At 55.3% G+C, this 14,579-nt stretch carries 10 protein-coding genes; 9 read left to right on the top strand and 1 reads right to left on the bottom strand.

Annotated features, from left to right (window positions below; translation table 11 throughout):
- Window positions 1-291 precede the first annotated feature (291 nt).
- The 7 genes from purU to F7R27_RS10020 all read left to right on the top strand — a co-directional run bounded on the left by purU (window position 292) and on the right by F7R27_RS10020 (window position 8,694).
- Window positions 292-1,164: a formyltetrahydrofolate deformylase gene (gene purU, locus F7R27_RS10050; protein ID WP_151704109.1), complete on the top strand. Its 873-nt coding sequence runs from the start codon at window positions 292-294 to the stop codon at window positions 1,162-1,164.
- 59 nt (window positions 1,165-1,223) lie between these two features.
- On the top strand, window positions 1,224-1,673 hold the full coding sequence (locus F7R27_RS10045) for an OsmC family protein (RefSeq protein WP_151704108.1): 450 nt from the start codon (window positions 1,224-1,226) through the stop codon (window positions 1,671-1,673).
- Window positions 1,674-1,715: 42 nt separating this feature from the next.
- Complete coding sequence (locus F7R27_RS10040) at window positions 1,716-2,516, top strand: enoyl-CoA hydratase (RefSeq protein ID WP_151704107.1); 801 nt, start codon at window positions 1,716-1,718, stop codon at window positions 2,514-2,516.
- 122 nt (window positions 2,517-2,638) lie between these two features.
- Complete coding sequence (locus F7R27_RS10035) at window positions 2,639-4,279, top strand: acyl-CoA synthetase (RefSeq protein ID WP_151704106.1); 1,641 nt, start codon at window positions 2,639-2,641, stop codon at window positions 4,277-4,279.
- A 158-nt stretch (window positions 4,280-4,437) separates the two neighbouring features.
- Window positions 4,438-7,044 carry a phosphoenolpyruvate carboxylase gene (gene ppc, locus F7R27_RS10030; RefSeq protein ID WP_151704105.1) on the top strand — a complete coding sequence of 869 codons (2,607 nt, stop codon included), beginning with the start codon at window positions 4,438-4,440 and terminating at the stop codon, window positions 7,042-7,044.
- A 301-nt stretch (window positions 7,045-7,345) separates the two neighbouring features.
- Window positions 7,346-8,002 (top strand): adenylate kinase, encoded by a 657-nt coding sequence (gene adk, locus F7R27_RS10025; protein WP_151704104.1) that lies wholly within the window; start codon window positions 7,346-7,348, stop codon window positions 8,000-8,002.
- A 110-nt stretch (window positions 8,003-8,112) separates the two neighbouring features.
- Window positions 8,113-8,694 (top strand): gamma-glutamylcyclotransferase, encoded by a 582-nt coding sequence (locus F7R27_RS10020; protein ID WP_151704103.1) that lies wholly within the window; start codon window positions 8,113-8,115, stop codon window positions 8,692-8,694.
- A gap of 82 nt (window positions 8,695-8,776) precedes the next feature.
- On the opposite strand, the gene F7R27_RS10015 is transcribed toward F7R27_RS10020, so the two are convergent.
- A complete protein-coding gene (locus F7R27_RS10015; protein ID WP_240776338.1) occupies window positions 8,777-9,475 on the bottom strand; it encodes a TetR/AcrR family transcriptional regulator in 699 nt (232 codons plus the stop codon).
- 90 nt (window positions 9,476-9,565) lie between these two features.
- On the opposite strand from F7R27_RS10015, the gene F7R27_RS10010 reads away from it, so the two are divergent.
- Together F7R27_RS10010 and F7R27_RS10005 are read left to right on the top strand one after the other, a co-directional pair.
- Window positions 9,566-11,596 (top strand): NADH:flavin oxidoreductase, encoded by a 2,031-nt coding sequence (locus F7R27_RS10010; protein ID WP_151704102.1) that lies wholly within the window; start codon window positions 9,566-9,568, stop codon window positions 11,594-11,596.
- A 145-nt stretch (window positions 11,597-11,741) separates the two neighbouring features.
- Complete coding sequence (locus F7R27_RS10005) at window positions 11,742-14,489, top strand: diguanylate cyclase domain-containing protein (RefSeq protein WP_151704101.1); 2,748 nt, start codon at window positions 11,742-11,744, stop codon at window positions 14,487-14,489.
- Window positions 14,490-14,579 lie beyond the last annotated feature (90 nt).

The following is a 14,579-nucleotide window of genomic DNA, read 5'->3' as shown; positions in this document are numbered from 1 at the left end:
ATATCATCATCAGGACTCTTGTCGCACAGTTTTCAGCACTCATTCCAATACTGGTCCAAACAGTCTAAAGGACAAAAAAAACAAGTCCGATTGCCTGCTTTTACAGCCTTTGTTTAGGCCTCTCGATCGACCGAATTCTCATATCATTTTCTCTGTGCAAGCGCTTTCAGCGGTGAGTCATACCAACCTACTCATCTCAACGGGAAGGGCAGGCAGAGAAGAGGGGCATGCGAAGTCGGCCTCTGCAGCAACATCAGTTTGGCGAATGAAAAAAATTAAAGGATCAGCAGAATGAATACCAATACAACAACCTACATACTGACCGGCAGCTCTCCAACCAAACTGGGTGTGCTCGATCTTATAATCGGCAGCCTGTATCGGCACGAATGTTATGCATATGAGATGCATACCTTTGATGATGCCGACACCAGCCGCTTTTTCTTCCGTGTTGAGTTTAATTACGTCGGCAGAGATGGGTTTTCTGAGGACGATCTGCGTAGCCAGCTTGCCGACAGGGGTGCAGCCTTTGATATGGAGTGGGATCTGCGTGATCTGGCAAATCCTGAGAAGGTGGTGATTCTGGTATCCAAGTATGATCACTGCCTGCAGGATCTGCTCCATCGTCACAGTACCGGTGCGCTTAATATCCAGATTCCGGCGATCATCTCCAATCACCCGGATCTGAAAAGGCTGGCTGACTGGTACAACATCCCCTATTACCACCTGCCGGTCACTGCAGAAACCAAGGCGCAACAGGAAGCGCAGATGTGGGAGATTATTCAGGAGACCGAAGCCGACCTGGTTGTGCTGGCGCGCTACATGCAGGTGTTGTCTGAGGATATGTGCAAGAAGCTTCACGGACGTGCCATCAATATCCACCATTCCCTGCTGCCGGGTTTCAAGGGTGCCAAGCCTTACCATCAGGCCTATGAGAAGGGTGTCAAACTGGTCGGGGCAACGGCGCATTACGTCAGCGAAGATCTGGATGAGGGCCCGATCATCACTCAGGGCGTGGAGCAGGTCGATCACACCTATACGCCAGAGCGTCTGGTGGCTAAAGGGCGTGACACCGAGCGATTGATGCTGGCCAAGGCGATCAAGTTGCATGTCGAGAAGCGCTGCTTCCTCAACGGCAATAAAACCGTTGTATTCCCTGGGCACTGAGCTTCAGGCACTAACCATGCCACAGAGTGAATATCAATCAGATCAAAGGACAATTATTCATGTCAGTACATCAGTCCGTTATCAGTTGGCAGCGCAACCCTCATGAGTCCGAGGCAGGCACCTACTCACGTAATCATCAGGTTATGTTGAATGGTGGTCAGCAGGTGGATGTTTCCGCATCAGTTGAGTTCAAGGGTGACCCGAACTGCGCAGATCCTGAGCAGATGCTGGTCAGTGCGGTGTCCAGCTGCCATATGCTGTTTTTTCTGGCGATCGCCGAATTCCAGGGTTATCAGGTCGATTCCTATGAAGACAATCCGGTCGGCTATCTGGAGCGCAACGATAAAAAAGGGATGGAGGTGACGCGCATTGTGCTGTCACCGCAGATCACCTTTGGTGGCGATAAGATTCCGGACCCCAAAGCGATATCCAGAATCCATACCAACGCCCACAGCAACTGTTTTATCCGTAACTCGATCACTGCAGACGTGACGATCAATCATCTTTAAATCGGATTACACCAATCAGCCACTGCCGGCGGGAGCTGTTTTATGAACCACAGTCAATCTTCAGACAATATCCTGCTCAGGGAGGACAAAGAGGGGGCGGTCTATCTCACATTGAATCGGCCAGATAAATTCAACACCCTGTCCGAAGCGATGCTGACAGCCTTGCAAAAAGAGTTGGATACAATCGCTGTAGACCCCACTGTGCGCTGTGTGGTGATCGCTGCCAACGGTCGGGGGTTCTGTGCCGGTCATGACCTGCGCGAAATGCGCGCCCATCCCGACCAGGCCTATTACCAGATGCTGTTTCGCAACTGCAGTCGCTTGATGCAGAGTGTCGTGGCGCTGCCGGTGCCGGTCATCGCCAAGGTTCAGGGCATGGCCACTGCGGCAGGCTGCCAGCTGGTCGCCAGCTGCGATCTGGCCATCGCTGCCGAGTCGGCCAGTTTCGCGGTGTCGGGCATCAATGTAGGTCTGTTCTGCTCGACTCCGGCGGTGGCGCTGTCACGCAGCATCGCTCCCAAGCGTGCGTTCGACATGCTGATTTCAGGCAACTTTATCGATGCGGCGACTGCTCTGGAGTGGGGCTTGCTCAGCGGCGTCACTGCAGATGCCGATCTGGATGCTGCCATGGCCGGGAAAGTGGCACAGATTCTGAGCAAGAGTCCTGCGGCGGTGCGTTTTGGCAAGTCGATGTTTCATCCTCAACGCCAGATGGCACTGGCCGAGGCTTATGAGTTTGCCGGTAAGGTGATGGCGGAAAACATGATGAGTCCAGACGCGGGGGAAGGGATCGATGCTTTTCTGGCCAAGCGTCAGCCTGTCTGGGGACAGCCCGGGCACTGACACGCCGGATAACCACGGCAGTCTGTCGGTCAGACTGGCGTTTCTGCGGCTGCCAGTGCCGTCGCTGTTCAAACTGACAGGCAGGGTTATCAACCCTTTCTTAACATTACAGGGGTAAGTCCATGAGTGATCTTTGCCAATTTAACGATGTCATAGAGAAAACGGCGGCGAATTATGTTTCTCTGTCACCCTTAAGCTTTATCAGGCGCGCTGCTGCCGTTTATCCCGATCGGACGGCTCTGATCTATAATGAGCTCCGCTACAGCTGGCAGCAGACCTATGCCCGTTGCACCCGGTTGGCATCACTGCTGCAGCATTTCAGCATCAAGAGGGGCGATACGGTGGCTGTCATGTTGCCGAATGTCCCTGCCATGTATGAAGCCCACTTCGGCGTGCCCATGGTGGGAGCGGTGTTGAATGCGATCAACATCCGTCTTGATCCGGAGGCGGTGGCCTTTATTCTCGATCACAGCCGCTCGCGCTTACTGTTGGTTGATCCTGAATATGCAGACGTGGTCGAGAAGGCTTTGGCGCGGTTGGAGGGGCCAAAGCCCATAGTGATCAACGTGTCTGACCCGAGTCAGGGTGAAGAGCGCTTGATCGGAAATCTGGAGTACGAGGTGTTGCTGGCCGAGCAGCCAGAGCTGGAGGACTGGCAACTGCCAGCCGATGAGTGGGATGCCATTGCACTGGGCTACACCTCCGGCACCACCGGCAACCCCAAAGGGGTTGTGACCCACCATCGAGGCGCTTACCTGAACACCGTCAGCAATGTTCTGGCTTGGGCGCTTCCCCAGGATGTGGTCTACTTGTGGACATTGCCGATGTTTCACTGTAACGGTTGGTGCTTCCCATGGACGCTGGCGGCGATTGGCGGAACCAATGTCTGTCTGCGCCGGGTTGATCCGGAGGTGATCCTGGGGCTGATCAGGCAGCATAAGGTCAGTCATTACTGCGGTGCGCCCATCGTCCACGCAATGATTGCTGATGCAGCGATGGCTGTACAGGAAAAGTTCACTCATAAAGTATCGGGGCTGATAGCAGGGGCAGCGCCGCCAGCCTCAGTTCTGGCGAAGATGGAGAAGCTCGGCTTCGACCTCACCCATGTTTATGGTCTGACCGAGACTTACGGTCCGGCTTCGGTCTGTGCAAAACAGCACGGCTGGGATCAACACTCGCTGGAAGAGCGGGTCCGTCTCAACGGGCGTCAGGGAGTGGCTTATCCCTTACAGGAGGGGATCGCAGTGATGGACCCTGTCACGATGAAACCGGTTCCTGCCGATGGCGAAACGGTGGGCGAGATCATGTTCCGGGGCAATATTGTCATGAAGGGTTACCTGCGTAACGAAGCCGCCACCAGCGAAGCCTTTGCCGGTGGCTGGTTTCACTCCGGTGACCTGGCCGTCGTGGAAGCGGATGGATACATCAAGATCCGTGATCGGCTGAAGGATGTGATCATCTCGGGTGGTGAAAACATCTCCTCTCTGGAGGTTGAGGAAGTGCTGCTACGGCATGATGATGTTGAAATCGCGGCTGTTGTGGCGATGGCAGATGACAAGTGGGGTGAAGTTCCTGCGGCCTTTATCCAGTTGCGCCCCGGTAGCGAATTGAATGAGGAGGCCCTGATCGCCTTTTGCCGGGAGAATATCAGCCGCTTCAAGGCGCCCAAAAAAGTGATTTTCGGGCCCTTGCCGACCACCTCAACCGGAAAAATTCAGAAATTCATGTTGCGCCAGCAGCTCAGAACAGACCTGTCGACTTGAGCTGTCAGGGAGCTGAACGATAATCTCAGGCAGCATGATCAACTGCTGCCATTTGCTGCAATCGCGTAATCGGTTACTATCTTGTGTTGAATCCCTGACAGGACAGTGATATCTGGGATTGATTGTTGTGTTATCAACTTCACACAGGAGAAACGGATATGAGTGATCTGCATGAAGCGTTGCGTGATGATGTACGCATGCTCGGGGAAAGTCTCGGGCAGACGATAGCATCTCATCACGGAGAAGCGTTTCTGGATAAGGTTGAGCATATCCGTCGCCTCGCCAAAGAGGGGCGGGTCGATGAGAAACCCCAGCACCAGGAACTGCTCAAGGCGATCGGCGCACTCAGTGAAGATGAAGTGCTGCCGGTAGCGCGTGCCTTCACCCAGTTTCTGAATCTGGCCAATATTGCTGAAGAGCATCATCGTGTGCGCCGCCGTTTTGATAGTCAGTTTCAGGATGGCCCGGATGGGCTGGGTACCCTGATCACTGATCTGGTTGAATCCGGTGTGGAGCCTGATGCGATCATCTCGACCCTGTGCGGCATGAAAGTGGACCTGGTTCTGACGGCTCATCCGACCGAGGTCAATCGTCGCACCCTGATACAGAAATATGACTCGATCACCGACTGCCTCAAGGGGCTGGATCGCAATGAACCGTTGAATGAGCGTTTGGATCAACTGATCAGCCAGATCTGGCACACCAACGAAATACGCCTGCAGCGCCCGACCCCGATAGAAGAAGCCAAATGGGGCTTTGCAGTGATTGAGAACTCATTATGGAATGCCGTACCGCAGTTTTTCCGCCGCCTGGATGGCGAACTGAAAGAGCACCTGGGAAGCGGGCTTGATCTGCGCTGTTCGCCACTGCGCTTCTCATCCTGGATGGGTGGAGACCGCGACGGAAACCCCAACGTCACGGCTCGCGTCACCAGCGAGGTATTGATGCTGGCGCGCTGGATGGCAGCCGATCTTTATGGGCGGGATGTTGATGAGCTGCGCGCCGAACTTTCGATGTATGAAGCCAGTGCCGAGCTCAGAGCCGTGGTTGGTCAGGCGGCTGAACCCTATCGTGCCGCGCTGGGCAATCTGCGCCATGCACTCTATCAGACGCGTGATGGCATCGAGCGCATACTGCGTGGTGGCGAAGCCAGTTATGTCGGTTGGATCCACTCACAGGAGGAGCTGCTGGAGCCCCTGCTGCTGTGTCACCGCTCCCTGACTGAGTGCGGCATGGGTAAAATAGCGGCGGGCCAACTGGAAGACCTGATCCGGCGCATCGCCTGCTTCGGGCTCTATCTGGTACGGCTGGATATTCGTCAGAATGCAGATCGTCATGCTGAAGTATTCGATGAACTGACCGAGTTCTATCAGCTTGGTTGCTACTCTGACTGGTCGGAAGATGAGAAACAGGCCTTCCTGCTGCGTGAGTTGGAGTCCGAACGGCCATTGTTGCCGCGACACTGGGCGCCCTCACCGAATGTGCAGGAGGTGCTGGATACCTGTCAGGTAGTGGCTCAGACTCCCGAAATGGCGCTGGGCTCCTATGTCATCTCCATGGCCAGCAAACCTTCAGATGTGCTGGCGGTGATACTGCTGCTGCGTGAACTGGGTGTCAGCCACGATATGCGGGTCGTGCCTCTTTTCGAGACTCTGGATGACCTGGATGGTGGGCCAGACTGTATCGACCAGCTGCTCAAAATAGACTGGTATAAACGCTATACACATGGCCTGCAGGAAGTGATGATCGGCTACTCCGACTCATCCAAGGATGCCGGGCAACTGGCCGCCGCCTGGGGACAGTATCGAGCACAGGAGTCACTCACAGCTATCTGTGCACAGCATGGCGTACACCTCACACTTTTCCATGGTCGCGGTGGCACGGTTGGTCGTGGCGGCGGCCCCAGCCATACGGCAATTCTGTCGCAGCCACCGGGTTCTGTAGCCGGATCTCTGCGTGTTACCGAGCAGGGCGAAATGATCCGCTTCAAGTTTGGTGTGCCCGAGATTGCAGTCCGTAATCTGGAGCTCTATACCGGGGCCGTGCTCAAGGCAACGCTTTCGCCCACGGTGTTGCCACAGGAGAGCTGGCGCACACAGATGGATCAACTGGCACAGGCGGGTTTAACCGGCTATCGCTCCGTCGTACGTGAAGATCCACAGTTCGTACCCTATTTCCGTGCCGTAACACCGGAACAGGAATTGGCAAAGTTACCGCTGGGGTCACGCCCTGCAAAACGGCGTGTCGATGGCGGTGTGGAGAGCCTGCGTGCCATCCCCTGGATATTTGCCTGGACCCAGATTCGCCTGCTGCTGCCTGCATGGCTGGGTTCCGACACAGCGTTGGGTGAAGCGATAGAGCAGGGGCGTTTGAAGGAGCTTCAGGCGATGTACGATGCCTGGCCTTTTTTCCGTACCAATATCGATATGCTGGAGATGGTACTGGCCAAGGCGGATGTCAGCATTGCCTACTACTATGAAAAACGCCTGGTATCCGATGAGCTCAAGGTGCTTGGTGCCAGTCTGCGTGATCGCCTGATGCAAACGGTGGCGCTGGTCAAACAGATTAAAGAGTGTGATCAACTGCTGGAATCCAGCCCGATGATTCGACAGTCTATCGATGTCAGAAACCCCTACCTGGACCCGCTGCACTTTCTGCAGGCAGAACTTTTGCATCGGGACCGAAACCAGCCGGATCAACGGCTTGAGAAAGCATTAATGGTGACGATGGCGGGGATCTCTGCCGGGATGAGAAATACCGGCTGAGGCTAAATGCATGATCAGGGTTGATCCTGATACCTGCTTTGGCGTAATCTCGGTAGGTTTTGTAGCATTCCGGCACTATTGCAAGAAGTGTATGGTAGCCCCTGGGAGTTATGGAGTTGGGGCTGCCGGTAGTGCTAATGTCGCATTGTGACATGCCATAGAGGCAGGTAAGGTCATACTCAGACACAGATTTAACATACATGCCGGTCTCCGCTGCTGCTGAGCGTTGAGGTTGGTACCCGAGTACCAGTCGGCATGTATCAGGTACCGAATTCTAAAATGATTCAGGAGAAAACCCTCAATGCGTATTATTCTGCTTGGCGCCCCAGGTGCCGGTAAAGGCACGCAGGCTCAGTATATTACCGAAAAGTTCGGTATTCCGCAGATCTCAACGGGCGACATGCTGCGTGCAGCTGTCAAGGCGGGCACGCCACTGGGCGTGCAGGCGAAGAAAGTGATGGATGCTGGTGAGCTGGTATCCGACGATATCATCATCGGCCTGGTCAAGGAGCGTATCCAGGAAGCGGATTGTGCCAATGGCTTCCTGTTTGACGGCTTCCCGCGCACCATTCCCCAGGCCGACGCCATGAAAAACGCAGGTGTCATGATAGATGCCGTGGTCGAGATCGATGTCGACAACGAAGAGATCATCGGGCGTATGAGTGGTCGCCGTGTGCATCCCGGCTCTGGCCGTACCTACCACATCCGCTTCAATCCGCCCAAGGTGGAAGGCAAGGACGACGTTACCGGCGAAGAGCTGGTGCAGCGTGTTGATGATCAGGAAGAAACCGTGCGTCAGCGCCTGCGCGTGTATGATGAGCAAACGGCGCCACTGATCAACTACTACAAGAGCTGGAATGAAGAAGGTTCAGCTGGCGCACCGCGTTATGTCTATGTGCAGGGTGTCGGCAGTGTGGATGATATCCGTGATAAGATCTTTGCAGGCCTCGACGCCTGATCCGCGGATTGATTACCGTTTGAAAGCCGCCTTTTGGCGGCTTTCTGCGTTAAGGGCCTTCAAAAGTGTTTATTTAAAGCCGCTAAACAGACAGGAGGGAACAGAACAGCATGTCCAGACCGATCAGGTCAACTGATACTCAGGCGCGTAATCGCGATATGAAGCTTTTTGATGGTCACCAGCAGATATGGCTGTTCGGCTATGGGTCGCTCATCTTCAAGGCTGATTTTCCCTATATTGAGCGGCGGCCAGCCAGTATACGTCACTGGGTCAGGCGCTTCTGGCAAGCCTCACACGACCATCGTGGTACCGTCGAGGTGCCGGGGAGGGTGGTGACCCTGATTCAGCAGCCCGGCGCCATCTGTCATGGCATGGCATATCTGATCACGCCTGAAGAGTTTGCCCATCTGGATTTCAGAGAAAAGAATGGCTATCTGCGATTTGTCACACGTATGACCTTTACCGATGGCAGCGAAGCGGATGGTCTGGTGTATATCGCTACCGAGGATAACGAAGCCTTTCTGGGAGCCGCCTCCGAGCGTGATATAGCACTTCAGATCGCCAGTGCTACAGGGCCGAGTGGACCTAACAGCGAGTATCTGCTGTCACTGGCCGAAGCGCTGCGCGAACTGGCTGATCATGATGAGCATGTGTTCGGGATAGAGCGGCACCTGCTGGATATTCTCGACTGAACCGGCCAGCGCCAAGCCTGACACTCTTAACCCGACACTTTCAGTCCGACACTTTCAGTCCGACACTTTTAGCCAGAAAAGCCTAGCCCGCCAGATCGGTAGTCGGTTGATAGTGATGGCGATGAAAGAAACGCTCCAGCTCTGCCTGACTCGGTGCCTGCCCGGTGAACACCTCCACATAGCGGGCAATGCGTGCCATACGCGTTGCCAGGCTCTCCTGGGTTCGCATCGAAATATAGCCTATCTGAGTCAGATAGATGGTGCGGGCACGAATATCCGCTTCAGCGTCAGCAAATCCATAACGCTCAAACATCGCCTTTAATGCAGCCAGCCGCAGTTGGTCAGCTTCGGCGATCTCTGCTGCAATCAGGTCCGACTGCAGCGCCCAGTTGCGCACCGCAAACTCGAAGCGGTCATCAAACAGTGTCGGATCGATCCAGCAATCAAAAAGATTCAGTGCCGCCTCGGTGATGCTGGCTGCAAAAGCGTGAGTCTGTGCGATCAGGTTGCCGGTGTTCTTCTGCCGCCAGCGCTCGGTCAGCGCCTCCAGCAGGGCGTCCCGATCCTTGAAAAACCAGTAAAAGCTGGTGCGTGACAACTTCAGTTGTTTGGCCAAAGGCATGATGCGAACGGCATCAACTCCACTGTTGAGCAGTGTGTCATACGCAGCTTCGAGCCAGATATCGGCCGAACCGCGCCAGCCGGATTCTGAGGTGGGCAGGTGAGTATTCATCGCGCCAAGACTACGACAATATCCCGGGAAAGACAATGGAATGTACATATGCGTCAAGATAATTGACACATGTGTACATTAAGCCTAGTCTTTGCTTTATCTGCTACCTTAAATCAAGAAAAACCTGTCGGGGGCATCATGTCCAAAGATCCGTTACTGCAGCCGTATCAGCTCAAGCATCTGACACTCAAAAACCGCATCATGGCGACATCGCATGAGCCTGCCTACCCGGAGGATGGCATGCCCAAGGCGCGTTACCGTGCCTACCATGTCGAGCGTGCCAAAGCCGGGCTGGCGCTGACGATGACGGCAGGTTCGGCGACGGTGTCGCGCGATAGTCCTCCGGTATTCAACAATATCCTGGCCTACAAGGATGAAGTGGTGCCCTGGATGAAGGATCTGACCGATGCCTGTCATGAGCATGGCACCGCAGTGATGATTCAGCTCACGCATCTGGGGCGCCGTACCAGTTGGTCAAAGGCTGACTGGCTGCCCGTGGTATCTCCCTCCCATCATCGCGAAGCATCACATCGTGCCTTCCCAAAAATGATGGAGGAGTGGGATATCGAACGCATTATCCGCGACTATGCCGATGCAGCGGAGAGAATGCATGCGGCGGGGCTGGATGGCATAGAGCTGCAGGCCTATGGACACCTGATGGACCAGTTCTGGTCGCCACTGACCAATGAGCTGGAAGGGTCTTATGGTGGTTCGCTGGATAACCGCCTGCGCTTCACCTTTGATGTGCTCAGTGCGATCCGTGCCCGAGTCGGCTCCGAGTTTATCGTCGGGGTTCGCTACACGGCGGATGAATGTTTGCCGGGCGGTCTGACCCGTGCCGATGGCCTGACAATCTCTCAGCGCCTGAAAGACTCCGGTATGGTGGATTTTCTGAACGTGATTCGTGGTCATATCGATACCGATGCCGGTTTGACTGATGTGATTCCGGTGCAGGGGATGCGCAATGCGCCACATCTGGATTTTGCCGGTGAGATTCGGGCAGCAACGGGGTTCCCGACCTTTCATGCTGCCAAGATTCCGGACGTGGCAACCGCGCGCTATGCGATAGAGTCCGGCAAGCTGGATATGGTGGGTATGACCCGTGCCCACATGGCTGATCCGCATATCGTGCGCAAGATACTGCAAGGGCGGGAAGAATCGATACGCCCCTGTGTAGGTGCCAACTTCTGTCTGGATCGTATCTATCAGGGTGGCGAGGCCTACTGTATTCATAACGCCGCGACCGGTCGTGAACTGACCATGCCACACGATATCGAGCCAGCAGCGGTGAAGCGTAAGGTGGTGGTGGTCGGTACTGGCCCTGCCGGGCTGGAGGCCGCTCGAGTTGCGGCAGAAAGAGGGCATGAAGTGGTAGTGTTTGAAGCTGCAGCTGATCCGGGCGGGCAGATCCGGCTGACGGCACAGAGCGAGAGGCGCCGCGAAATGATGAGCATCATAGACTGGCGTATGGAGCAGTGTCAGGAAAAAGGTGTGACTTTCCGCTTCAACACCTGGGCAGAAGCCGAGGATGTGCTGGCCGAACAGCCGGATGAAGTGATCATCGCCACCGGTGGTCTGCCGCATACCGACGTGCTCAGTGAAGGCAATGAACTGGTCGTCTCCACCTGGGATATCATCTCAGGTGATGTCAAACCGGGCAGAAATGTACTGCTGTTTGATGATGCCGGTGACCACGCGGCACTGCAGGCGGCTGAAGTGCTGGCAGCCAGTGGGGCGAAAGTGGAGATAATGACACCGGATCGTACCTTTGCGCCTGAGGTAATGGCGATGAATCTGGTGCCCTATATGCGCAGCCTGCAGGAGCAGGATGTTACCTTTACCGTCACCTTCCGGCTGGCGAGTGTGGTGCGGGTTGCGGAGGGGCTGCTGGCGTGGGTAGGCAGTGATTACGGTGGTGTGCTCAAGGAACGGCGTGTTGATCAGGTGGTGGTCAACCACGGTACGCGGCCGCTGGATGAGCTCTATTTTGAACTCAAGGCAGGGTCTGCCAATAAGGGCGAGGTCGATTACGATGCCCTGATTGCCGGTCGCCCGCAGCAGGCAGCGCCTGACGGACAGTTTCGTCTGTTCCGGATCGGAGATGCCGTGTCGGCCCGTAATACCCATGCTGCCATCTATGATGCGCTGCGTCTGGTGAAAGACATATAGGCATTTTTACAGGTTAATGATGCAAGGCTGGCCCTGAAACATTCCGTTGCTGGTTTCAGGGCCAATTGCACGCTACACTCAAATCTGACCCAACATAATAAAGCACCTTCCGGATTGAAGGTCAGCAACAGATAAATGGGTGGTTATGAACAAGCGTGCTGACGAGTCAGAGCAGGCTGTAATCCGCTCGCGCCTTTCACTGAAGAGCGCATACTCCCTCCGTTTTCTGTTCTCGCTGCCGGTTCTTCTCCTTATACTGTTTACCGCTGTGCTGATCAGTGCCATCTCCCACTATCATGGCCAGCGTGCTGCCGCACATTTTGAGCGAGGCTACTCGCAGGAAGTTGGTAACCGCATCGAAGGCCAGTTGGTGCGTTTTTTCTCCATTCAACGTCTGCTGCTTGAAACCAATCGGCGCTCGCTGCTTGCCGGTGACCTCTCGGCCGATCAGCCACTGGAAATGTTGCGGCGCTTCAGTGTGCAGATCAGCAGCCTGCCGTCTTTGACGATTATCTCCTTTGGCCGTGAGGACGGTGCCTATGTCGGTGCAAGCAGAGATCTGGAAAGCAATGATGTAACCCTGATGACGGCGCTGCCAGAGAATGGTGATGTATTGCGCACCTATCGTTTGGCCTCGGACTTTGGTGTGGGCGATTTGGTGGAGGATCTGGGGCATTACGATCCTCGTGTCAGAGGCTGGTATAGCGCAGCGTTGGAGTCAGAGGGGCCAGTCTGGTACCCGGTTTACCGCTATTTCTACGAGAACAGCCTTGGTATGGGGCTGTCGGTGCGGGTCGAGAATGAGCAGGGCGTGGTTGGTGTGCTTTCCAGCGATGTGGCCTTGAATCAGGTGAGTCGCTATCTGCAAGAGGAATCAATTGGCCAGAAGGGGATAGCTTTTATCACCGAAGGCCAGGGGGCGTTGCTGGCTACCTCTACCGGTGATCCTGTGTACCAGGTGGAAAATGATCAATATATACGCATCCATGCCATCGACAGCCAAAATTCCCTGCTGAGAGCGGCAGCGATCGCAATGGCCAGCCAGACAGAGATGCCGAGCCAGACACGCTTCAGGCACGAGAGTCAGGAGTACCTGTTGAATTATCGTGAGTTTGTTGATCCTCTGGGTCTGCGTCTGAAAATTGCTGTGGTATTACCACGTGCCGAGTACATGACGTTTGTTAATCGCAACCTGCAACAGACGCTCTGGTTCAGCTTCGCAGCGATGCTGTTGGCAGGTCTGGTTGCTCTCTGGCTGGCGGGTTGGCTGGTGCGGCCGGTAACGCTGCTGAAGCGGCGCGCGCTGGCGCTGTCGGACAAGGACTGGTCTCAGCCGCCGTTACCCTGCACCCCGGTGCGGGAGGTCAATGAGCTGACAGACGCTTACGAGGTGATGGCCAGACACCTGCGCGAGCTGTTTGAAAGCCTGGAATACAAGGTCAATGAGCGTACAGCCGAGCTGGCGCAGAAAACACGCTTTGCCAATCAGCAGCGTAACCTGCTGGCATCACTGCTGGTGGATCAGACCTTGAGTAAGGAGAGCATTCAGGCGCTGGCCTGTCGTCTGGTGGCAGAAGTCTCTGAAACCATGGAGGTTCAGCGTGCCGGTATCTGGCTTCTGTCTGATGCGGGTGACGGCTTCAGGTGCATCTCCCTTTATGAGGCGGGGCAACTGAAACCCTCTGAGCATCTGGTACTCAGCCATGACGAATATCCGCGTTATGTCGAACATATTCTGAGGCATGGGTGGCTGAATGCCGAGGATGTCCTGAGCCATGATGCCACGGCAGACCTGGTTGAGCCCTATCTGAGGCCGTTGGGCATCGGCGCGATGCTGGATGCCGGTATCCGAAGTGGCGGGCGACTGGTCGGCGTGATCTGTCTGGAGCATGTCGGTGGGTCACGCCACTGGTTGCCGGATGAAGAGGTGTTTGTCAGCACCATCGCGACGATCATGGGTCAGTCGATCAGCGCTTTCGAGCGGCGGCAGGATGAGCGCAAGTTGCGCCTGGCAGCCAGCGTGTTTGCCAACAGCTATGAAGCGATCATGATCAGCGATGCTGAGAATATCATCGTGGATGTCAATCCTGCCTTTACCCGCATCACCGGCTATGAGGCACAGGAGATCATCGGCAAGCACCCCAGCATATTACGCTCAGGTAAACACAGCGATGAGTACTTCGATGCCATCTACAGCAGCCTGAATGATCAGGATCACTGGCGTGGCGAAATCTGGGACAGGCGCAAGAATGGCGAGATTTACCCCAAGATCATGTCGGTCGCCGCAGTAAGGGACGACAATGGCAAGGTGTTGCATCATGTCAGCGTGTTCAGCGATATCAGCCAACTCAAGGAGCAGGAGGAAGCGCTGCAGCATATGGCGCTGTATGACAGCCTCACGGGTGTGCCTAACCGCCGTTTATTGGCTGAACGGCTACAGCTTGCTATCACCCGCAGCCGTCGAACAGGCAAACTGGTGGCGGTGTGTTATCTGGATCTGGATAACTTCAAACCGATCAATGATTCACTAGGTCATGCTGCCGGTGACGCGCTGCTGGTCGAAGTCGCCAGGCGTTTCAATGAGATACTGCGCGGTGGTGATACGCTGGCGCGTCTGGGAGGGGATGAGTTTGTATTGCTGCTGTGCGATCTGGAAGAACCGGTGCAGGTTGAACTGATCATGTCACGTGTACAGACTGCCATTTCGACCCCCTTTATGCTGGATGGGCATGAGGTGCTGGTTTCAACCAGTATCGGCATCACCTTTTTCCCCGATGATGACTCAGATGGTGACACGCTGCTGCGACATGCCGATCAGGCGATGTATATTGCCAAGCAGGCCGGTCGTAACCGCTATGCTATCTATAACCCCGAAACAGAGCAGATTGACTGAGAACTGGCAGCCCACTCTTCGTCTCAACCGGATCAGCATGCCGGATAAGTGGGCCTGTGCTAGAATGGCGCCAATAACATCCACTTACGC

It is taken from the genome of Nitrincola alkalilacustris, assembly GCF_008973755.1.
GTDB classification, from domain to species: domain Bacteria; phylum Pseudomonadota; class Gammaproteobacteria; order Pseudomonadales; family Balneatricaceae; genus Nitrincola; species Nitrincola alkalilacustris.
The sequence above is the reverse complement of the archived record's forward strand: the minus strand, read 5'-3'. Positions and strand labels throughout refer to the sequence as shown.

Excerpts from the sequence above, each read along its gene's own strand:
- purU (WP_151704109.1), top strand. The coding sequence starts at position 292 with ATGAATACCAATACAACAACCTACATACTGACCGGCAGCTCTCCAACC.
- F7R27_RS10045 (WP_151704108.1), top strand. The coding sequence starts at position 1,224 with ATGTCAGTACATCAGTCCGTTATCAGTTGGCAGCGCAACCCTCATGAG.
- F7R27_RS10040 (WP_151704107.1), top strand. The coding sequence starts at position 1,716 with ATGAACCACAGTCAATCTTCAGACAATATCCTGCTCAGGGAGGACAAA.
- F7R27_RS10035 (WP_151704106.1), top strand. The coding sequence starts at position 2,639 with ATGAGTGATCTTTGCCAATTTAACGATGTCATAGAGAAAACGGCGGCG.
- ppc (WP_151704105.1), top strand. The coding sequence starts at position 4,438 with ATGAGTGATCTGCATGAAGCGTTGCGTGATGATGTACGCATGCTCGGG.
- adk (WP_151704104.1), top strand. The coding sequence starts at position 7,346 with ATGCGTATTATTCTGCTTGGCGCCCCAGGTGCCGGTAAAGGCACGCAG.
- F7R27_RS10020 (WP_151704103.1), top strand. The coding sequence starts at position 8,113 with ATGTCCAGACCGATCAGGTCAACTGATACTCAGGCGCGTAATCGCGAT.
- F7R27_RS10015 (WP_240776338.1), bottom strand. The coding sequence starts at position 9,475 with ATGTACATTCCATTGTCTTTCCCGGGATATTGTCGTAGTCTTGGCGCG.
- F7R27_RS10010 (WP_151704102.1), top strand. The coding sequence starts at position 9,566 with ATGTCCAAAGATCCGTTACTGCAGCCGTATCAGCTCAAGCATCTGACA.
- F7R27_RS10005 (WP_151704101.1), top strand. The coding sequence starts at position 11,742 with ATGAACAAGCGTGCTGACGAGTCAGAGCAGGCTGTAATCCGCTCGCGC.